This is a genomic window from Serratia inhibens (assembly GCF_003591175.1).
Classification (GTDB): domain Bacteria; phylum Pseudomonadota; class Gammaproteobacteria; order Enterobacterales; family Enterobacteriaceae; genus Serratia; species Serratia inhibens.
Map to the genome: position 1 here is coordinate 87,797 of NZ_QYYG01000006.1, position 21,141 is coordinate 108,937.

General features: G+C 58.6%; 15 protein-coding genes. 12 read left to right on the forward strand and 3 right to left on the reverse strand.

Going from position 1 to position 21,141, the window contains the following annotated elements; translation table 11 throughout:
- Positions 1 to 7: 7 nt before the first annotated feature.
- Together D4100_RS17975 and yfhb are read left to right on the forward strand one after the other, a co-directional pair.
- Positions 8 to 1,375 carry a PTS transporter subunit EIIC gene (locus D4100_RS17975; RefSeq protein ID WP_065506496.1) on the forward strand — a complete coding sequence of 456 codons (1,368 nt, stop codon included), beginning with the start codon at positions 8 to 10 and terminating at the stop codon, positions 1,373 to 1,375.
- Between the two features lie 3 nt (positions 1,376 to 1,378).
- Positions 1,379 to 2,035 (forward strand): phosphatidylglycerophosphatase C, encoded by a 657-nt coding sequence (gene yfhb, locus D4100_RS17980; RefSeq protein WP_065506495.1) that lies wholly within the window; start codon positions 1,379 to 1,381, stop codon positions 2,033 to 2,035.
- 84 nt (positions 2,036 to 2,119) lie between these two features.
- On the opposite strand, the gene D4100_RS17985 is transcribed toward yfhb, so the two are convergent.
- Positions 2,120 to 3,172 carry a DUF2157 domain-containing protein gene (locus tag D4100_RS17985; protein ID WP_065506494.1) on the reverse strand — a complete coding sequence of 351 codons (1,053 nt, stop codon included), beginning with the start codon at positions 3,170 to 3,172 and terminating at the stop codon, positions 2,120 to 2,122.
- Positions 3,173 to 3,356: 184 nt separating this feature from the next.
- Here D4100_RS17985 and tadA point away from each other — a divergent pair, with 184 nt between their 5' ends.
- Entirely contained in the window at positions 3,357 to 3,863 is a 507-nt protein-coding gene (gene tadA, locus D4100_RS17990) for a tRNA adenosine(34) deaminase TadA (protein ID WP_004952136.1), read from the forward strand.
- Here the strand turns inward: tadA and mltF are convergent, their stop codons facing one another.
- A complete protein-coding gene (mltF, locus tag D4100_RS17995) occupies positions 3,864 to 5,324 on the reverse strand; it encodes a membrane-bound lytic murein transglycosylase MltF (RefSeq protein WP_065506493.1) in 1,461 nt (486 codons plus the stop codon). It abuts the gene before it with no gap.
- A 278-nt stretch (positions 5,325 to 5,602) separates the two neighbouring features.
- Between mltF and purL the strand changes: the two genes are divergently transcribed.
- The 9 genes from purL (at position 5,603) to D4100_RS18035 (ending at position 19,606) form a co-directional block, all read left to right on the forward strand.
- The gene (gene purL, locus D4100_RS18000; protein ID WP_119804916.1) at positions 5,603 to 9,493 is read left to right on the forward strand and encodes a phosphoribosylformylglycinamidine synthase; all 3,891 of its coding nucleotides are present in this window, start codon (positions 5,603 to 5,605) and stop codon (positions 9,491 to 9,493) included.
- Between the two features lie 902 nt (positions 9,494 to 10,395).
- Positions 10,396 to 11,832: a sensor histidine kinase gene (locus tag D4100_RS18005; RefSeq protein ID WP_065506491.1), complete on the forward strand. Its 1,437-nt coding sequence runs from the start codon at positions 10,396 to 10,398 to the stop codon at positions 11,830 to 11,832.
- A gap of 3 nt (positions 11,833 to 11,835) precedes the next feature.
- On the forward strand, positions 11,836 to 12,708 hold the full coding sequence (gene qseG / locus D4100_RS18010) for a two-component system QseEF-associated lipoprotein QseG (RefSeq protein WP_065506490.1): 873 nt from the start codon (positions 11,836 to 11,838) through the stop codon (positions 12,706 to 12,708).
- Positions 12,705 to 14,042, forward strand: coding sequence for a two-component system response regulator GlrR (gene glrR, locus D4100_RS18015; protein WP_004952130.1), 1,338 nt, complete (start codon positions 12,705 to 12,707; stop codon positions 14,040 to 14,042). The genes qseG and glrR overlap by 4 nt, the downstream gene beginning before the upstream one ends.
- A gap of 129 nt (positions 14,043 to 14,171) precedes the next feature.
- The gene (locus tag D4100_RS18020) at positions 14,172 to 15,794 is read left to right on the forward strand and encodes an NAD+ synthase (RefSeq protein ID WP_065506489.1); all 1,623 of its coding nucleotides are present in this window, start codon (positions 14,172 to 14,174) and stop codon (positions 15,792 to 15,794) included.
- Positions 15,795 to 15,807: 13 nt separating this feature from the next.
- On the forward strand, positions 15,808 to 16,146 hold the full coding sequence (gene glnB / locus D4100_RS18025) for a nitrogen regulatory protein P-II (protein WP_004847623.1): 339 nt from the start codon (positions 15,808 to 15,810) through the stop codon (positions 16,144 to 16,146).
- A 102-nt stretch (positions 16,147 to 16,248) separates the two neighbouring features.
- Positions 16,249 to 16,425 (forward strand): hypothetical protein, encoded by a 177-nt coding sequence (locus D4100_RS25700; RefSeq protein ID WP_158586345.1) that lies wholly within the window; start codon positions 16,249 to 16,251, stop codon positions 16,423 to 16,425.
- 86 nt (positions 16,426 to 16,511) lie between these two features.
- Complete coding sequence (locus D4100_RS18030) at positions 16,512 to 18,422, forward strand: NAD(P)-binding protein (RefSeq protein WP_119804918.1); 1,911 nt, start codon at positions 16,512 to 16,514, stop codon at positions 18,420 to 18,422.
- Positions 18,419 to 19,606: a cytochrome c gene (locus tag D4100_RS18035; RefSeq protein ID WP_119804919.1), complete on the forward strand. Its 1,188-nt coding sequence runs from the start codon at positions 18,419 to 18,421 to the stop codon at positions 19,604 to 19,606. Before D4100_RS18030 ends, D4100_RS18035 begins: the two co-directional genes overlap by 4 nt.
- A 41-nt stretch (positions 19,607 to 19,647) precedes the next feature.
- On the opposite strand, the gene hmpA is transcribed toward D4100_RS18035, so the two are convergent.
- A complete protein-coding gene (gene hmpA / locus D4100_RS18040) occupies positions 19,648 to 20,838 on the reverse strand; it encodes an NO-inducible flavohemoprotein (RefSeq protein WP_065506484.1) in 1,191 nt (396 codons plus the stop codon).
- Positions 20,839 to 21,141 lie beyond the last annotated feature (303 nt).

A 21,141-nucleotide genomic window follows, 5' to 3' on the forward strand; every position in this document is an offset into this window, starting at 1 on the left:
GCGGGCGATGGACAAGACAACGGCACTGGCAACACAGATTCTGACGGGGATTGGCGGCGAGGGGAATATCCTCAGGCTGGAGAACTGCATGACGCGGGTTCGCGTCGAGGTCCGTGACGAACAGCGCCTTGATTTACCGGCGCTCAAGCAGTTAACGGGTATTAAGGGCTATATCAAGCAGGGCGATCAGCATCAGTTTATTGTTGGACCGGGCGCCGCCGCCAAGGTGGTTGACGCCATGCGTTCGCTGCTCAATGGTGCTCCCGCCGTGTTGGCGGGCGGTGATGATATCGCCCGTACCAAAGCGCAGGCCAAGCAAAAATACGCAGCGCCGATGAGCGGGGCGTTGAAAAAACTGGCCGATATCTTTATCCCCTTGATACCGGCGTTCATTGCTTCTGGCCTGATTACCGGCATCATCAACCTGCTGAAGCGGCCCGACATCGCCGGCGAGTTGGCGGTAAACTACCCGAATGTGCTTGGGTTGCTGGCGATTTTCGGCAGCGCGGTATTCGCCATCATGAACATTCTGGTGGGGGTTAACGCTGCCCGGGTGTTTGGTGGTTCGCAGGCGATGGGCGGCGTGATGGCCGGTATTCTCTCCAGCCCGGCGCTGGCGCAGATTACGTTGTTCGGCGAGGCGTTGCAGCCGGGGCGGGGCGGGGTGATTGCCGTACTGCTGGTGGTGGCGCTGATGTGTTGGGTGGAAAAACGCCTGCGCAATCTGCTGCCGGAGTCGATCGAGCTTATCCTCAATCCGCTATTGACCACGCTGGTGACCGCGTCGCTGGCGATTGTGATTTTGCAACCGCTCGGCGGCTACATCTCGGACGCCATCGCCCACGGCGCCAATTTGGCGATCGACAAAGGCGGGTTGCTGGTGGGCGCGGTGCTGTCCGGGCTGTTCCTGCCGCTGGTGCTGTCCGGTCTGCATCAGGGATTGGTGCCGATACATGTCGAGCTGGTGCAGGCGCACGGCTCCAACCCGCTGCTGCCGATCCTGGCGATGGCGGGAGTGGGGCAAGTGGGGGCTGCACTGGCAGTATTAATGAAAACTCGCAATGCGCGCCTGAAAAAGGTGATCAAAGGGGCGCTGCCGGTCGGTATTCTCGGCATTGGCGAGCCGCTGATTTTCGGCGTGACCCTGCCGCTGGGTAAGCCTTTTATTGCTGCCTGCCTCGGCGGCGCTGTGGGGGGCGCATTGATCAGTTACTGGAAAGTGGCGACGGTGATTACCTTCGGTATCTCGGGTTTACCTTTGGCGCTGACCATTGTCTCGGGTAAGGTGATGTTGTATCTGGCCGGTATGGTGATTACGATTGTGGCTGGATTTATGTTCACCTGGATAATGGGATTCAACGATCCTGAGGAGTAACGTTTGAGCGAGAAACAGAGCCAGGAGGCCGTGGAGGGCCGCCGCGTGGTGTTCTTTGATCTGGACGGTACGTTGCATCAGGAAGACATGTTTGGCAGTTTCTTGCGTTTCTTGCTGCGCCACCTGCCGCTGAATCTGCTGTTGGTGGTGCCGCTGCTGCCGGTGGTCGGGCTGGCGATGCTGCTGATGGGGCGCGCTGCGCGCTGGCCGATGAGCGTCCTGCTGTGGTCGATCACCTTTGGCCGTTCGGAGGCCAGGTTAAAGGCGCTGGAACTGCAGTTCGTCAGTTATTTCCGCGACAAGGTGACCGCGTTTCCGGTGGTGCAAATGCGCCTGCGTCAGTATCTCGATGTGCACGATGCGCAGGTGTGGCTGATTACCGGTTCACCGGAGCGGTTGGTTGAGCAGGTTTATCGGGACTCCGCTTTTCTGGCGCGGGTACGTCTGGTCGGCAGCCGCATTGTGCGCCGTCACGGCGGTTGGGTACTGGCTATGCGGTGTCTCGGCGTCCAGAAAGTGATGCAACTGGAACAGCGTCTCGGCGCGCCGCTCAGGCTGTACAGCGGTTACAGTGACAGCAAACAAGACAACCCGCTGCTGTACTTCTGCGAGCACCGCTGGCGGGTCAGCAAGCTGGGTGAGTTGCAGCAGTTGGAGTAAGCAAAGGGGCGGATTTCCGCCCTTTGCCGTTTATATCCCCTCGGGTGTTCGAATTGCAGCGTGAAAGACGGCAGCCATAACGCCTTAATCATCGGTCAGATCGTGCGGCTTGCGTCCCAGTTGCCATATCTTCTCTGCATAGTGTCCCAACGCCCACAGGCTCAGACCGAGCACCACAAAGAAAATCGCCTTGGGCATGCTGTCCCAGAAAAATTCGAAGAAGCGGGTATAAAGGTTGATGCACAGGAAGGTCAGACCGAATCCGCGCAGCATGGCGTCATCACGTTTCAGCCCCAGCCAGATGACCACTGCGGCGGCGATGCCGAACAGCAGGCTCCAGTGGAACAGTTCGATCTGACGTACGCTGTACCAGCTGTCCAGATCGCCGTAATTGCCGAAGATCGACAGCAGCCACAGGGCGATAAACAAATACAGCAGCCCCATCGCCAGCGAAACACGCTCCAGCCCACGCCGGGCAAGCAGTGGTTGCAGCAGCAATGCTGCGGCGATCAGGACTGCGCCGAAGGCGATAAAGCGGATCGGGAAGCTCATGCCCAGCCAGTAAGCGCCCCAGCCGGAAAGGTAACCGGTTTCGGCGCCGAAGGCGTTGCCGAGCGACAGCAGGGCAAACCACCACACCAGCCCGGAGCGGCTGAACCAGCCAATCACGCCGTAAAGCAGCGCGGCGAACATCAGCAGCAGTGAAACCCGGCCACTGCCGTTGTCCAGCCAGACGCCCATTTGCCACAGAGCGCAGGCGGTGAAGAGCACGGCAATGAACAGAGCGGCCTCATTGCCGTAGCGTTTTTCCGGATGGCGGCGGCGACGGCGCAAGGCCCAGACATAGGCCAGCGCAGCCAATACGCCGGCCATCGCCATGCGAACCGGGGCATCGAAACGGAACAATCCGCTCAGCCAGTCCAACAGATCGCTGTCGGCGAACAGGCTGGTGATGGCAATGACCAGCGAGGCCAGCGCGGCGAGAAACGCATAACGCGCCAGCCGCCGCCAGTCGAAAGGCTGTATTTCCACATGCTGCAACAACTGCTCTTGCTGCTGCGCCGTCAGCGCACCTTCGCCGACCCAGCCGTTCAGGGCTTTGCGTACCACGGCGGCGTTCTTCTTGCTGAATTTCATGTTTCTTATCCCTGATAACATCGCTATTCGTTCAGTATATACCCGTCGCATTTCAAGCCGCAGCGTTCGACGCCGTCCCCGGCCTGCGGGGGGCGAATATATTCACCCCGGTTAACACGGGCGCAGCATGCAGCGCACCTACTGTGTATAATGCCCGCCGCAAAAGCGCACGAGGAATTATGCGATGACTGAATATAACGATGAATACTGGATGCGCCAGGCGTTGCTGCTTGCCCAGCGTGCTCAGGAAGAAGGTGAGGTGCCGGTGGGTGCGCTGCTGGTGCTGGACAATCAGGTGATTGGCGAAGGCTGGAACCGGCCGATTGGCCGCCACGATCCTACCGCGCATGCGGAGATCATGGCGTTGCGGCAGGGCGGAGCGGTGTTACAGAACTATCGCCTGTTGAATGCCACGTTGTATGTCACCCTGGAGCCGTGCGTGATGTGCGCCGGCGCAATGGTACACAGCCGCATTCGTCGGCTGGTGTACGGCGCGGCCGATGTGAAAACCGGTGCGGCAGGGTCGCTGGTGGATATTTTGCGCCACCCCGGCATGAACCATCAGGTGGAGATCGCTTCAGGTGTGCTGGCGGACGAATGCGCCGCGACGCTGAGCAACTTTTTCCGCCTGCGCCGCGAGCAGAAAAAAGCGCTGAAGCTGGCGCAACGTGCGGCGGATAAGCCGGAGTAATTAGTGGTTAAGCGCCAGTTCCGGCATAACGGCCGGATAGCCTTTCCCTAGCGCTTCCCGTTCGGCCGCTTCCTGCGCCGCCTTCCTCTCTTTTTCTTGCAGATAACCGACCAGGCTGACCTGATAGCGGCGAATGTTTTCCACGTAGTTATAGGCTTCGCGCCCGCGCGCATAGCCGTAGGTCAACTGCGGGTAATAACGTTTTTGGCTGAGCATCGGCAGGCGCTGTTTGACGTCCACCCAGCTGTCCGGATTGCCTTTTTGCATTTTGGTCAGTTTGCGGGCGTCGAGCATGTGGCCCCAGCCCATGTTGTATGCCGCCAGCGAGAACCAGATGCGTTCGTCTTCCGGCACGCTGTCGGGCACCTTGGCCATCAGCCTTTGCAGGTAAAGTGCGCCGCCCTGAATGCTTTCCTCAGGATCCAGACGATCGTTGACTCCCAGGCCGTCGGCGGTGGCCCGCGTCAGCATCATCAGGCCGCGTACGCCGGTGGGAGAGGTTGCCTGCGGGTTCCAGTGCGATTCCTGATAGGCGATGGCCGCCAGCAATTTCCAGTCGATCTCATTGGCGTACTTTTCAAACAACGAGCGGAAGGTCGGCAGCACCGAGTCGATGGCCGACAGGAAGGTTCTGGTATCGACGTAATCGAAACTGCCGACGTGCCCGAGGTACTTCTCTTCCAGCCGCGCCAGCGTGCCGTCGTCTACCATCTGGCTATAGAAATCCAGCATTGCCGCATACAGGCTATCGTCGTTGCCGCGCTTCAGATACCAGGTGACCGGCTCTTCATCGGTGACGTCGAACGCGACCGCCAGCTGCGGATGGATGCGCTGCAGCAGGGCGATGGTCACAGAGTCGCCGAGGGTATAGTCCAGTTTGCCGTCGGCCACCTGTTCCAGCAGCTCTTTTGAGGTCAGATCGCTGGAGGCTTCCCAACTGAGGTCCGGGAATTTACTTTGCTTAAGCTGTTTCAGCGTGCTGACGTGCGCGGAGCCGGAGGCGACCGCCAGTTTGCCTTTAATATCGGCAAAGGTTTTTGGCCGTGGGGTGCCCAGGCGATAGACCAACTGCTGGGATACGGAATAATAGGCCGGGCCGGTGCGTGCGCGGCTGAGGCGATCCCGGTTGTAGATCAGACCGGCGGCCAGCAGATCGGCGTCGTCATCGTCCAGATCGTCAAACAGGTCATTGATATTGTTGTGCGGGATCACCACCAGCTTCACGCCCAGGTAATTGGCGAAGCGTTTCGCCAGCTCGTAATCGAGCCCACCCGGCCCCTGTTTGGTGGTGAAATAGGTTAGCGGCGTGTTCAGCGTACTGATACGTAGCTCGCCACGGGATTTGATCTCTTCGAGCTGCCCTCCCTGACCACCGCGCCAGGCAATATTGGGCCACAGGGCGAGCGCCAGAAGCAAGGTAACAACACCGATGAGAATGTAGTTTATTTTTAGGCGTTTCAAATAGTTATCCAGTGGTGGTACGGGTGCTCCGGTGACCGGAAGTCAGTCTTTTCTTATGGTTAAATCACCAGTGCGGGAGCATTTTGCGCAACAAAACGCCAGCGTGCAACTTTATTGACACGTTATGACAATTCGAGGGTGGCGACAGCTTTTATCAATAATAGCTGCGCAAACGGTTTCGTCGGCGGCGCAGATTCTCTATAATGGCGCGCGTTTTCCCCTGTTGCGCCCAAAGAAGTGCTGAAGTCAGTTGCTTCGAAGACGAGAGAACTTTGATTATGGAAATACTGCGTGGTTCGCCCGCTTTGTCGGCTTTTCGTATTACCAAACTGCTGTCCCGCTGTCAGGACGCTCAACTTCCGGTCAGTGATATCTACGCCGAGTACGTCCACTTTGCCGATGTTAGCGCACCGCTAAGTGCCGAAGAACATGGCAAGCTCACGCGCCTGCTCAAGTACGGCCCCTCTCTCGCCGAACATGCCCCTGAAGGCCGCCTGCTGTTGGTGACGCCGCGTCCGGGTACCATTTCACCCTGGTCTTCCAAAGCCAGCGATATCGCCCACAACTGCGGTTTGAAACAAGTGGTGCGGTTGGAGCGCGGCCTGGCGTTTTACGTCAAGGCGCCGACGCTGACCGAAGCTCAGTGGCAACAGCTTGCCGCGTTGCTGCACGATCGCATGATGGAAACGGTATTCAGCGAACTGCAGCAGGCAGAACAACTGTTTGCTCAGCATCAGCCGGCACCGTACCTGGCGGTCGACGTGCTGGGCGAAGGGCGCAGCGCGCTGGAGCAAGCCAACCTCAAGCTGGGGCTGGCGCTGGCGCAGGATGAAATCGACTATCTGCTGAATGCCTTTACCGGTCTGGGGCGCAACCCGACGGATATCGAACTCTATATGTTCGCGCAGGCCAACTCCGAGCACTGCCGCCACAAGATTTTCAACGCCGACTGGATCATCGACGGCGAACAGCAACCGAAGTCGCTGTTCAAAATGATCAAAAACACCTTCGAGCAGACGCCGGATTACGTTCTGTCTGCTTATAAAGACAACGCGGCGGTTATGGAAGGTTCTCAGGTCGGCCGTTTCTTCGCCGCGCCGGAAAACGGTCAGTATGACTACCATCAGGAAGACGCGCATATCCTGATGAAGGTGGAAACCCATAACCACCCGACGGCGATCTCCCCATGGCCGGGTGCCGCTACCGGTTCCGGCGGCGAGATCCGCGACGAAGGCGCCACCGGCCGCGGGGCCAAGCCCAAGGCCGGTCTGGTGGGCTTCTCGGTTTCCAACCTGCGTATTCCCGGCTTCGAACAGCCGTGGGAGCAAGACTTCGGCAAACCTGATCGCATCGTTACCGCACTGGATATCATGACCGACGGCCCATTGGGCGGCGCGGCGTTCAACAACGAATTCGGTCGTCCTGCGCTGGTAGGTTACTTCCGTACCTATGAAGAGCAGGTCAACAGCCACAACGGCGTCGAACTGCGCGGTTACCACAAGCCGATCATGCTGGCAGGCGGTATCGGCAATATCCGCGCCGATCACGTGCAGAAGGGTGAAATCACCGTGGGCGCCAAGCTGGTGGTGCTGGGCGGCCCGGCGATGAATATCGGTCTGGGCGGCGGTGCGGCTTCTTCCATGGCGTCCGGTCAGTCCGATGCCGATCTGGATTTCGCCTCGGTACAGCGCGACAACCCGGAAATGGAACGTCGTTGTCAGGAAGTGATCGACCGCTGCTGGCAACTGGGCGAACAAAACCCGATTCTGTTTATTCACGACGTGGGTGCCGGCGGCCTGTCTAACGCCATGCCGGAACTGGTCAGCGACGGCGGCCGCGGCGGCCGTTTCGAACTGCGCGATATCCTTAACGACGAGCCGGGCATGAGCCCGCTGGAAGTGTGGTGCAACGAATCGCAGGAACGCTATGTGATGGCGATTGCGCCGGCGCAGATGGCGCAGTTTGACGAAATTTGCCGTCGTGAGCGCGCACCTTATGCGGTGATCGGCGAAGCCACCGAAGAGCTGCATTTGACGCTGAACGACAGCCATTTCGACAATCAACCGATCGACATGCCGCTGGACGTACTGCTGGGCAAAACGCCGAAAATGACGCGTGACGTGACCAGTCTGCAGGTCAAGGGCGAGCCGATTCAACGTGCGAACATCACTCTGGAGGATGCGGTAAAACGCGTTCTGCATTTGCCGGCGGTGGCAGAGAAAACCTTCCTGATCACTATCGGCGATCGCACCGTAACCGGCATGGTGGCGCGTGACCAGATGGTTGGCCCGTGGCAGATCCCGGTAGCCGACTGCGCGGTGACCACCGCCAGCCTGGACAGTTACTATGGTGAAGCGATGTCGATCGGCGAACGTGCGCCGGTAGCCTTGCTGGACTTCGCGGCTTCCGGCCGCCTGGCGGTAGGGGAAGCGCTGACCAACCTGGCAGCGACCGAAATCGGTTCGCTCAAGCGTGTGAAGCTTTCCGCTAACTGGATGGCGGCAGCGGGTCACCCGGGTGAAGACGCCGGCCTGTATGCAGCGGTGAAAGCGGTGGGCGAAGAGCTTTGTCCGGCGCTGGGCATCACCATTCCGGTGGGCAAAGACTCAATGTCGATGAAAACCCGCTGGCAGGAAGGCGAAGAGCAGCGCGAAATGACGTCGCCGCTGTCGCTGGTGATCACCGGTTTTGCCCGCGTGGAAGACGTTCGCCACACGGTGACGCCGCAACTGCGTACCGATAAGGGCGACAGTGCGCTGTTGCTGATTGACCTGGGCAACGGTCATAACGCGCTGGGCGCTACCGCACTGGCGCAGGTTTACCGCCAACTGGGCGACAAGCCGGCCGACGTGCGCAACGTAGAACAGCTGGCGGGCTTCTTCAATGCGATGCAGCAACTGGTGGCCGATCGCGCGTTGCTGGCTTATCACGACCGTTCCGACGGTGGCCTGCTGGTTACGCTGGCGGAAATGGCGTTTGCCGGTCACTGCGGCGTGAACGTGGATATCAAAGGGCTGGGCGACGATGCGCTGGCAGCGCTGTTCAACGAAGAGCTGGGGGCGGTGATTCAGGTCACGGCCGGGCAGCTTGAAGCGGTACAGCAGGTATTTGCTCAACACGGCCTGACGGACAATGTGCACCACATCGGCAGCGTGCAGGCCGGCGATCGCTTCGTCATTACGCAAGGCGACAAAGCGCTTTACAGCCAAAGCCGCGCGACCCTGCGCACCTGGTGGGCGGAAACGACCTGGCAGATGCAACGCCTGCGCGATAACCCGGAATGCGCCGATCAGGAGCACCAGGCCAAGCAGGACGAGCGCGACCCAGGGCTGAACGTCAAGCTGACCTTTGCGCCGGAAGAAGACATTGCCGCGCCTTACATCGCCAAGGGCGCACGCCCTAAAGTGGCGGTGTTGCGCGAGCAGGGCGTTAACTCCCACGTTGAGATGGCTGCCGCGTTCCACCGCGCCGGTTTCGATGCGGTAGACGTTCACATGAGCGATCTGCTGGAAGGGCGTCGCGACCTGCAAGACTTCCATACGCTGGTTGCCTGTGGCGGTTTCTCTTACGGCGACGTACTGGGTGCCGGCGAAGGTTGGGCGAAGTCGATTCTGTTCAACGACCGCGTTCGTGACGAATTCGAATCCTTCTTCCACCGTCCGCAGACCCTGGCATTGGGTGTGTGCAACGGTTGCCAGATGATGTCGAACCTGCGCGATCTGATCCCCGGTGCCGAACACTGGCCGCGTTTCGTACGCAACCTGTCGGATCGTTTTGAAGCGCGTTTCAGCCTGGTGGAAGTGGCGGCCAGCCCGTCGTTGTTCATGCAGGGCATGACCGGTTCACGCATGCCAATTGCCGTATCCCACGGTGAAGGGCACGTTGAAGTACGCGATGCTGCGCACCTGGCGGCGCTGGAAAGCAACGGCCTGGTGGCGTTGCGCTTTGTGGACAATGCCGGCCAGGTAACGGAAACCTATCCAGCCAACCCTAACGGTTCGCCAAACGGCATCACCGCAGTGACCAGCAGCAACGGCCGCGCGACGGTGATGATGCCGCATCCGGAACGTGTGTTCCGTACCGTGAGCAACTCGTGGCACCCGGAAGAGTGGGGCGAAGACAGCCCGTGGATGCGCATGTTCCGCAACGCCCGCAAGCAACTGGGCTAAGCGGTCATCACGCGGTAACGAAAGGGGGCGCAAGAGATTGCGCCCCCTTTTTACTTATTGCGCGGGTACCGGTTTGCCGCTGTCGGCATTTTGCGACAGGGCACCTTTTTCATGTCTCTAAAAAGAGACACGTAACTTATTGATTTGTAATGGTGAAAAATTAATTGGCTTAAGTTGTCGGTTTTTGGCGACAGGGTGGTTGTTTTTTCAACGTCTCCCGACGAGGTAATTTGCGTTTATGGGCCATATTTTTATTTATTTACCAATATATTCAGTGTGTTAATAAATATGTTGAAAAGTTGGCACGCCAAGTGCATTATTCTCCCCAGTTGCTCATTCAACTTTTTATGATGGCTCCGTATTTAGACGGAAAACTTGCCTCATAAGCCTCCGAATGATGCCAAAGAAATGGTGCCTATCGTCCAACCAAACCGATAACAGACGCGCAAGCGGCTTTATCAAGCATCGGGCGACACGTGGAGTGAGGCACCGCCTGTATCCAACTGTGATGAATGTTCATCAATCCCGGATACTTATGGATGCTATTCGTCCTGTTCGATGCCAGCCTTGTGCTACATCACCCTGGGGACGAGATTCAAGGGCATCCACACTTTCTTGCGATGGGGCAGTCCTGCCCCAGCGTCAAATCCCCCTCATACTTGAAGCTGCATCTGTGTTGACTGCACTTGTGCGCCCCAGTCACTTACTTGAGTAAGCTCCAGGGGACTTACAAGCTTGTCGCCTTGATGCAACTCCAATTATTTTGGGTATATACGATATGTCCAAACGCAAACTCCCTACCTACGGCACGCTTCCCTATATTTTCCTGACGCTTCGCCGAACGCCGGGCTTTCCTCTCACCGGTGACTCGGTTAGCATCGAAGCAGATGAGAGACAATGAGATGATTTCGTTGAAAAGATGGCGTTTATTCCCCCGCTCGCTGCGTCAGTTGGTCCTGATGGCGTTTCTGCTGGTGCTGCTGCCGCTGTTGGTGCTGGCTTATCAGGCTTATCAAAGCCTGGATCATCTCAGCGCGCAGGCCGCGGACATCAACCGCACCACGCTGGTGGATGCACGGCGCAGCGAGGCGATGACCAGCGTGGCGCTGGAGATGGAGCGCAGCTATCGTCAGTATTGCGTGCTGGTGGATCCCACCCTGGAGCGGCTGTACCAAAATCAACGTAAACAGTATTCGCAGATGTTGGACGCCCATGCGCCGATCCTGCCGGATGAACGCTATTATCAAACGTTGCGCAGCCTGCTGACCCAACTGGCCGCGATTAAATGCCAGAGCAGCGGGCCGGACAAACAGGCATCGACGCTGCTGGAGTCTTTCTCGCGTTCCAACGCCGAGATGGTGCAGGCCACCCGCGCGGTGGTGTTCTCGCGCGGGCAGCAGTTGCAGCAGGCGATTGCCGAACGCGGCCAGTTCTTCGGCTGGCAGGCGCTGATGCTGTTTCTGGTCAGCGTGCTGCTGGTGGTGCTCTTCACCCGCATGATTATCGGCCCGGTGAAAGCGGTGGAGCGCATGATCAACCGTCTGGGGGAAGGGCGGGCGCTGGGCAGCGCCGAGTCGTTTAAAGGCCCGCGTGAGTTGCGTTCGTTGGCGCAACGCATTATCTGGCTGAGCGAGCGCCTGGCGTGGCTGGAGTCGCAGCGGCATGAGTTTCTGCGCCATATCTCGCATGAATTGAAGACGCCGTTGGCCAGCATGCGCGAGGGGACTGAGCTGTTGGCCGACGAAGTGGCCGGCCCGCTGACCTCCGATCAGAAAGAGGTCGTGGCCATTCTCGACGGCAGCAGCCGCCACCTGCAGCAACTGATCGAGCAACTGCTGGATTATAACCGTAAACTGGCCGATGGCCCGGCGGAGCATGAGAATGTCGAGCTGCGCGATATGGTTGAGTTGGTGGTCGCCGCGCACAGTTTGCCGGCCAGGGCCAAAATGATCCGCACCGAGATCAAATTGGATGCGGAAATCTGTTGGGCAGAGCCTACGCTTTTAATGCGCGTGCTGGATAATCTCTACTCCAATGCGGTGCACTACGGCAAGGAATCCGGTAACATTTGGATCCGCAGCCGTCAGGTTGGGCAACGGGTGCAGATTGATGTCGCCAACAGCGGCACGCCAATCCCCGAGGCTGAACAAACCATGATTTTCGAGCCTTTTTTCCAGGGTAGCCACCAGCGAAAAGGGGCAGTAAAAGGAAGCGGTCTGGGGTTGAGCATCGCTCAGGATTGTATTCGCCGGATGCGCGGTGAGTTGCAGCTGGTCGAAGTCGCCGGCGCAGACGTCTGCTTCCGCATTGAATTGCCATTAACCGCCGAGAATGAATAAATAATGTACACATGGTCTAAACGCCTTCGTCTATCGCAGACCGAACGTTCACCGCGTGCCACGCAGAGCGCGCCACTCGGCAAGCGTCGTTTTTCCTTTTTAGGCAGCGTCCTTTGCGTGCCGTTTTTGCTGGCAGGCTGCGTCGATCGCGCGGTCAGCAGCGGCCTGAGTCAGCAGCAGCAGGAAGCGATCCCGGACACCAAAGTGGTGGATTACCGCATCGCGGCCTGCGATACCCTGTGGCAGCTCGACGACAAAGACGCGCTGAATAATTCACTTTACTGGCTGCGCGCGATGGATTGTGCCGATCGCGTTGGATCGACCCAGGCGCGCTCGCTGGCGAAAACCCTGCCTGGCGACAGCTGGGACGGCATTTTCAAGCAAAGCATTCTGCTGGGTAGCGCCGAGCCGACGTCGGGCGAACGTCGCCAGATGATCGACCGTCTGAACAGTTACCGCCTGGCGTTCCCAAGCTCCTTGCGTCCGTTGCTGCAATTATGGCGCCAGCAGCAGGTTCTGCAGATCGCCTTGTTCGATGAAAAGGCACGCTATCAGCACCTGCAGGAAAGCTCGGACAGCCAGATAGATACGCTGCGTCAGAGCCAGATCCGTTTGCAGGCCCAGTTACAGGATACCTCGCGCAAGCTGGAGAATCTGACCGATATCGAACGTCAGCTCTCTTCGCGCAAGCAGCTACAGGGCGAAATCCCGGATAACGGCGCGACACAGCAAAAAACCGACGCCGCAGATAAAAATGCCGCGTCGGGCAAGGCCGCAGAACCGGAAGCCGAACCGGAAAAGGGCACCGCCCTGCCGGTGGATCCGGAAGATACCTACGCGCCGCCCCCCGCCAACAAGGAGTCTCACGCGCGATGACAGCACGCAAACCGGCCAATTTGTTATTGGTTGACGACGATCCCAGCCTGCTCAAGCTGTTGGGTATGCGCCTGACCAGCGAAGGTTTTCATGTCACCACCGCCGAAAGCGGCCAGGAAGCGCTGCGCCTGTTGGGGCGCGAGCAGATTGATCTGGTGATCAGCGATCTGCGGATGGACGAAATGGACGGCATGGCACTGTTTGCCGAAATTCAAAAGCATCAGCCTGGCATGCCGGTGATCATTCTTACCGCCCATGGTTCGATCCCGGATGCGGTAGCCGCCACCCAGCAGGGCGTGTTCAGCTTCCTCACCAAACCTGTGGATCGCGATGCGCTGTACAAGGCCATTGATGAAGCGCTGTCGCTTTCGCTGCCGGCCGGTGATGACAGCTGGCGCGAAGATATCGTTACTCGCAGCCCGATTATGCTGCGCCTGCTGGAGCAGGCGAAAATGGTGGCGCAGTCCGACGTCAGCGTGCTGATCAACGGCCACAGCGGCACCGGTAAAGAAGTGTTGGCTCAGGCTATCCACGGCGCCAGTCCACGCGGCAAGAAAGCCTTTATCGCCATTAACTGCGGTGCCTTGCCGGAACAACTGCTGGAGTCTGAGCTGTTCGGTCACGCCAAAGGGGCGTTTACCGGCGCGGTCAGCAGCCGTGAAGGGCTGTTCCAGGCGGCGGCGGGCGGCACGCTGTTTCTCGATGAGATCGGCGATATGCCGCTGTCGTTACAGGTCAAGCTGCTGCGCGTGTTGCAGGAGCGCAAGGTGCGTCCGTTGGGCAGCAACCGCGATCTGGACATCGACGTACGGATTATTTCCGCCACCCACCGTGACCTGCAAAAGGCAATGGCGAAAAACGAGTTCCGCGAAGATCTCTATTACCGCCTGAACGTGGTGAACCTGAAGATCCCTGCGCTGAATGAACGGGCTGAAGACATCCCGTTGCTGGCCAATCATCTGCTGCGTGAATCCGCCAAGCGCCACAAGCCGTTTGTCCGCAGCTTTTCTTCCGACGCCATGAAACGCCTGATGACCGCCACCTGGCCGGGCAACGTGCGTCAACTGGTGAACGTGATCGAACAGTGCGTGGCGTTGACGTCCGCGCCGGTGATCAGCGAAGCGCTGGTGGAGCAGGCGCTGGAAGGGGAAAATACCGCGTTGCCGACCTTCGTCGAGGCGCGTAATCAGTTTGAATTGCACTATCTGCGCAAGCTGCTGCAGATCACCAAGGGTAACGTAACCCAGGCCGCGCGCATGGCGGGACGCAACCGTACCGAGTTTTATAAATTGCTGTCGCGCCATGAATTGGACGCCAACGATTTTAAAGAATGATGTTTTCCGTCAGGGCCTGCGAATGCAGGTTCTCAACAAACGCGGCGGAATGATTTACACTCCGTTCTCTTTGTCGTGGCATGACCGGGCGTAGAGAACCATGGAACGTATTGAGCAGGATCCTAAACAATGAGCAGATCACTTTCCATCGCATTGGCCCAGCTGAATTTGCTGGTCGGCGACATTGAAGGCAACACGGAACGCATGTTGCAAACCGTGCAAGAGCAGCAGAAGGCGGGAGCCGATCTGGTCATGTTCACCGAGCTGGCGCTGTCCGGTTATCCGCCGGAAGACCTGCTGTATCGCGACGACTTCTACCAGCGTTGTGACGCGCAGCTCCAGCGTCTGCAACAGGCGTCCACCGATGTGGCGATCCTGGTCGGCCACCCGTGGCGCGAAGGCGACAAGCTGTATAACGCGTTGTCGCTGTTCTCTGAAGGACAACTGTCGGCGCGCTATTTCAAGCAACAGCTGCCGAACTACGGCGTCTTCGATGAGAAACGCTACTTCCACGCCGGCAACGATACCTGCGTGGTAGATCTGAAAGGCTATCGTCTGGGCTTGCTGATTTGCGAAGATCTGTGGTTCCCGGAGCCGGTCGATGCTGCCAGAGCCGCCGGCGCCGAAATGATTTTGTCGATCAACGCCTCGCCGTACAATCGCGAGAAGCCGTATATCCGCAAGACGCTGATGGCCGGCCATTGCCAGCGCACCCACCTGCCGCTGGTGTATCTGAACCAGATCGGCGGGCAGGATGAATTGATTTTTGACGGTTGCTCGAAGGTGTTCGACGCGGCCGGCAACATGACCCACCGCCTGGCGGCGTTCGCCGAGCAGGTTACCCTGCTGGAGTTCGATGATCTGGACGTGGTGCCGATGACTGACCCGGCCGCAGAGTTGCCGCAGTTGGCGCAGGTCTATGAAGCGCTGGTGCTGGCGGTGCGCGATTACGTGACCAAAAACGGTTTCAAGGGCGCGGTGTTGGGGCTGTCCGGCGGTATCGACTCGGCGCTGACGCTGGCGATTGCCGTCGATGCTCTGGGCAAAGACAAGGTGCAGGCGCTGATGATGCCGTTCCGCTACACCGCGGATATCAGCATCGCCGACGCCAAAGAAGAGGCCGAAATTCTCGGCGTCGAGTTCGATATCGTCTCCATCGAACCTATGTTCGACGCCTTTATGGGCCAGCTGACGCCGATGTTCGCCGGTACCGAACGCGACACCACCGAAGAAAACCTGCAGGCGCGCTGCCGCGGCGTGGTACTGATGGCGCTGTCCAACAAGCGTCGCAGCATCGTGCTGACCACCGGTAACAAAAGCGAGATGGCCGTAGGCTACGCCACGCTGTATGGTGATATGGCCGGTGGTTTTGACGTACTGAAAGACGTGCCGAAAACGCTGGTGTTCAAACTGTCCGAATACCGCAATACCGTCTCCTACGTGATCCCGCAGCGCGTGATCGATCGTCCGCCGTCCGCCGAGCTGGCACCGGATCAGGTCGATCAGGACAGCCTGCCGCCGTACGACATTCTGGATGCGATTCTGGAAGGTTATGTCGAACACGATAAGTCGGTTGCCGATCTGGTGACAGAAGGTTTTGACGAGGCGATCGTGCGCAAGGTTATCCGCCTGGTGGACATCAACGAATACAAGCGGCGTCAGGCCGCCGTCGGGCCGCGCATCACCGCCCGCAATTTCGGCAAAGACCGCCGCTACCCAATCACATCCGGCTTTGGCCGCAAAAATTGGTAATTAAGGAAAGACGATGAAAAAAATTGACGCGATTATCAAGCCGTTCAAACTGGATGACGTCCGCGAGGCCCTGGCTGAAGTCGGCATTACCGGTATGACCGTGACCGAAGTGAAAGGCTTTGGCCGCCAGAAGGGCCACACCGAGCTGTACCGTGGCGCGGAATACATGGTCGATTTTCTGCCGAAGGTGAAAATTGAGATTGTCGTGGCCGACGATATCGTCGACACCTGCGTGGAAACCATCATGCAGACTGCGCAAACCGGTAAAATCGGCGACGGTAAAATCTTCGTCTTCGACGTGGCGCGCGTGGTGCGTATTCGTACCGGCGAACAGGACGAAGAAGCTATCTGATGACGTATGGGCGCAGCATGCTGCGCCCTTGTTGTATCCGGCGTTCAGCCACCCCCTCCGATTTTCTAATGCCGGCGTTCTAAAAAAGCGAAGGCTATCGCGTTGTTAACTCATTTATCGATCTTTTTCCGGCAGCGCTCTACATACTTTATGGTGGAGTTGATGCTGGTGAGCGAAATGCCGCACGGCGGCCAGAAGCTGTCGGGCTACGGCAAAGGTATGTCTATGTACGGGCTGGAGGACTACACCGCGATCCGGTATCTGATGTTTACACATTGATTTTACTGTATTTGTCTTCACAATAGCGCACCTTCAGACCGGTTTCGACCGGTCTGATTGATAATAAGAATTGAAAGGAAGCCAATATGGGTATCACCAGACGCGATTTTCTCAACGGGGTGGCGCTCACCATCGCCGCCGGGCTGACGCCGTTGCAAATTCTGCGCGCGTCACCGCAAACCGCCAATCAAACCCTGTACTACCCGCCGGCGCTGACCGGGCTGCGCGGTAACCATCCGGGATCCTTCGAGCATGCGCACCAGTTGGGGCGCGACGGCAAGGCATTCGATTTCGGCAGCGTACCCGCCACGGAAGAGTTTGACCTGATCGTGGTCGGGGCGGGCATCAGCGGGTTGGCCGCCGCCTGCTTCTGGCAGCAGATGAAGGGCGCTCAGCAGCGTATTTTACTGATCGACAACCACGATGACTTTGGCGGCCACGCCAAGCGCAATGAATTCAGCAGCGAAAGCGGCACTATTCTCGGCTATGGCGGCAGCGAATCGCTGCAGTCGCCACGTTCGAACTTCAGCCCGGTGGCGATGGGGCTGCTGCAAAAGCTCGGCGTCAGCATCGACAACCTGGAAAAGGCGTTCGATAAAACCTTCTACCCGGATCTGAACCTGAGCCGCGGCGTCTATTTCGATCGTAAAAACTTCGGCGTCGACAAAGTGGTGAATGGCGATCCCGGGCGCATGGTGGCGGATGATATTCCGCATGATCGGCTTAATGGCCGCACCTACGAAGCTTTTATCGGCGATTTCCCGCTGCCGGAAAGTGACCGACAGGCGCTGATTGCGCTGCATACGCTAGACAAGGATTATCTGCCGGAGCTGACTCAGGAACAAAAGGGCGCATGGCTCGACAAGCACAGTTATACCCAGTTCCTGCGTGAAAAGGTCGGCCTGAGCGAAATGGCTATCCGTTATTTCCAGCAGACCACCAGCGATTTCCAGGCGGTGGGCATTGACGCCACCTCGTGCAGCGATGCGCGCATCTGCGATCTGCCCGGCCTGAACGGCATGAACCTGCCGCCGCTGGATGAGGAGTCGCAGGCGGATCTCGAGGATCCTTACGTGTTCCACTTCCCGGATGGCAACGCCACGCTGGCGCGCCTGATGGTGCGTCATCTGATCCCGGACGTGGCGTCGGGCGGCAAGGATATGAACGACATCGTGCTGGCGAAGTTCGACTACAGCCGGCTCGATCGGCCGGAATCGCCGGTCAAACTGCGCCTGAACAGCACCGGCCTGCATGCGGCTAACGTTGGCGACAAGGTTGAAGTGACCTATATGAGCGGCGATAAAATGACCAAGGTGCGCGCCGGGCAGGTGGTGATGGCCGGTTACAACATGATGATCCCGTATCTGGTGCCGGAAATGTCGCATGAGCAGCAAGAGGCGCTGAAGCAGAACGTGAAATCACCGCTGGTGTACAGCAAAGTGGTGATCCGCAACTGGCAGCCGTTTATCAAGCTGGGCGTGCATGAGGTGTATTCGCCGACCGCGCCTTATTGCCGCGTGAAGCTGGATTATCCGGTGAGCATGGGCGGTTATGAGCATCCTCGCGACCCGAATCAACCGATCGGCCTGCACATGGTGTATGTGCCGACGCTGGCGGGCAGCGGGCTGAGCCCGCGCGAACAGTCGCGCAAAGGCCGTGCCTTGCTGCTGGGCACGCCGTTTGAGGTGCATGAGCAGATGATCCGCGAACAGTTGCAGGGCATGTTGGGTTCCGCCGGTTTCGACCATCAGCGCGATATTCAGGCGATCACCGTTAACCGCTGGTCGCACGGCTATTCCTACTTCCTCAATGGGCTGTTTGATGATGAAGACGAGGCGAAAAAAATCATTGAGACGGCACGTAAGCCGATAGGCAAGATTGTCATCGCCAACTCGGATTCGGACTGGAGCCCGTACGCCAACTCGGCAATCGATCAGGCATGGCGCGCGGTCAATGAACTGGCCTTCGGTCAGGCGGCCGCCAGGGAGGGAATATGAGTCTGGGTACATGGTATCTGCTGAGCTTGCTGGTGGCGGGCGGTTCGGCCCAGGCGATGTCGGCCGGGGAATATGTGGCCAGGGCCGGTGACTGCACCGCCTGCCATACCGCGCCGGGTGGCGCTTTGCTGGCCGGGGGCATGAAGTTCCCTACGCCGCTGGGCGCTATTTACGCCACCAATATCACGCCGGATAAGCAACACGGCATCGGTTCCTACTCTTTCGATGAGTTTGACCGCGCCATGCGCCAGGGCATCGCCAAAGATGGCCATCGCCTGTACCCGGCGATGCCCTATACCTCTTACGCCAAGATGAACGCGGCGGATATGCGCGCGCTGTACGATTATCTGATGCAGGAAGTGCCGGCGCAGAACGCCGCCAACCGCGCCGGCGATATCAGTTGGCCGTTGTCGATGCGCTGGCCGTTGGCGGTTTGGAATCAGCTGTTCCATGACGATGCTCAATATCAGCCGGACAACGGCCAGAGCGCCGAGTGGAACCGCGGCGCTTATCTGGTGCAGGGAGCGGGCCACTGCGGCAGTTGCCATACGCCGCGCGGCTGGGCAATGCAGGAAAAGGGGTTGGACAGCAAGGATCCGGTCTTCCTGAGCGGGGCCGAGCTGGACGGTTGGTACGCGTCTAACCTGCGCGGCATGCCGCAGGAAGAGGTGGCTGCGCTGTTGAAAGCCGGCCGCAGTCGGCATGCTGCCGTCGCCGGGCCGATGAGCGAGGTAGTCGCCCACAGTACGCAGTATCTTACCGATAGCGATCTGAGCGCCATCGCCGCTTATCTGCACAGCCTGGCGGCGGAAAAACCTCAGGCAGGGAAAGCCGTTGCCCCGGTGGCCGGCAATCAACAGGCCGGGCAGCGCACCTATGCGATGTACTGTTCAACCTGCCACGGCAATAAAGGCGAGGGCAGCGACAACACCATTCCGGCATTGGCAGGCAACGCGACGGTGACGGCGGACAATCCGCTGACCGCGCTGCGTGTGTTGCTGGAAGGGGCGCAAACGCCGATCACCCGACAGGCCACCGCGATCGCCATGCCAGGTTACGGCTGGGTATTGAACGACCGGCAGGCGGCCGATCTGATGAGTTATTTACGCGGGAATTGGGGCAATCAGGCTGGGGCGGTAACGGCGCAGCAGGTGCAGGAGGCGCGTAAGCTGGCGGAGAAATAACGGCGGGGCGCGGTGCCGTTCACAGACCGCGCCCCGTTTGATTAGAGTACCTTATGCGGGCCGAAGCATTCGTAGTGGATGCGATCGGCGTTCACGCCCATTTCCAGCAGCTGTTTGCCAACATGCTGCATAAAGGGTACCGGGCCGCAGAAGTAGTAATGCATCTGCGGATCGTCGAGCGTTTCGCGCAGTGCGCTGAGGTCCATCAACCCGCGGCTCTGATAATCGCGGCCTTCCACGTCGTCGGTGCCCGGCTCGCGGTACCAGACGTGACGGCTCAGGTTTGGCATGCGGCCGGCGATATCCGCCACTTCATCTGCAAAGGCGTGAACGCCGCCGTTTTCCGCCGCGTGCAACCAGTGCACGTTCGCCTGATGTTGACTGCCGTGCAGGGTATTGAGCATACCGAGCATGGGCGTTTGGCCCACGCCGGCGGAAATCAGCGTTACCGGGGTGGTTGGCTGCACGTCAAGGAAGAAATCCCCGTGCGGCGGTGCCAGATAAAGCACATCGCCCTCTTTGGCCTGTTGATGCAGGAAATTCGAGACCTTACCTTGATCTTCACGCTTCACCGCGATGCGGTAGTATTCGCCGTTAGGCGCGGTGGTCAGTGAGTATTGGCGGATTTCCTGATTTTCCATGCTGTCGTCATTGATATAGACCGCCAGATATTGCCCCGGCTTGAAGTCAATCACGCGGCCGCCGTCAACCGGCGCCAGCACGAAGCTGCAAATCACGTCGCTTTGCGGCTGCTTTTTGACAATGCGGAAAGCGCGCCGTTCGCGCCAGCCACCGTTCGCATTTTCACTTTCCTGATAAATCTGGCTTTCACGCTGGATAAACACGTTAGCCAATACGCCGTAGGCCTTGCCCCAGGCATCCAGCACTTCCTGGCCCGGGCTGAACATTTCGTCCAGCGTTGCCAGCAGGTGGCCGCCGACAATTTGATACTGCTCCGGCTGGATATTCAGACTGGTGTGCTTTTGGGCAATACGCTCTACCGCCGGCAGCAGCGCCGCCAGGTTTTCGAGATTGGCGGCATAAGCACAGATCGCATCGAACAACGCCTGGCGTTGATCGCCGTTGCGCTGGTTATTCATGTTGAAAACATCTTTCAACTCAGGATTGTGTTCGAACATGCGATCGTAGAAATGAGCGGTCAGTTTAGGCCCGGTAGCAGCCAGCAGGGGAATCGTGGATTTTACGGTGGCGATGGTTTGGCTATCCAGCATGGTAGTGCTCCTTTAACGTCAATTATTGGAATATTTAAATGTTGCATATTAAATGCATCTTTAAGTTTGCACAAATATTAGCGATTTCCGCCAGGGCTGTAAATACCCTTGCTTTTGTTGCGGAGTTGTTAAGCGACGATCCCGCTCACAGAACATGAAAAAAACGCATCCTCAGCATGAGTAAAAGTCCGTTGCCGGATGGCGTGATTTATCGGATCAAAGCCTTGCCGCGCGTCATGCCAATCGTTTGCGTAAAAACCTCTGTCAAGACCTATCCTCGGTAGGGGAAAACAGTTTACACTG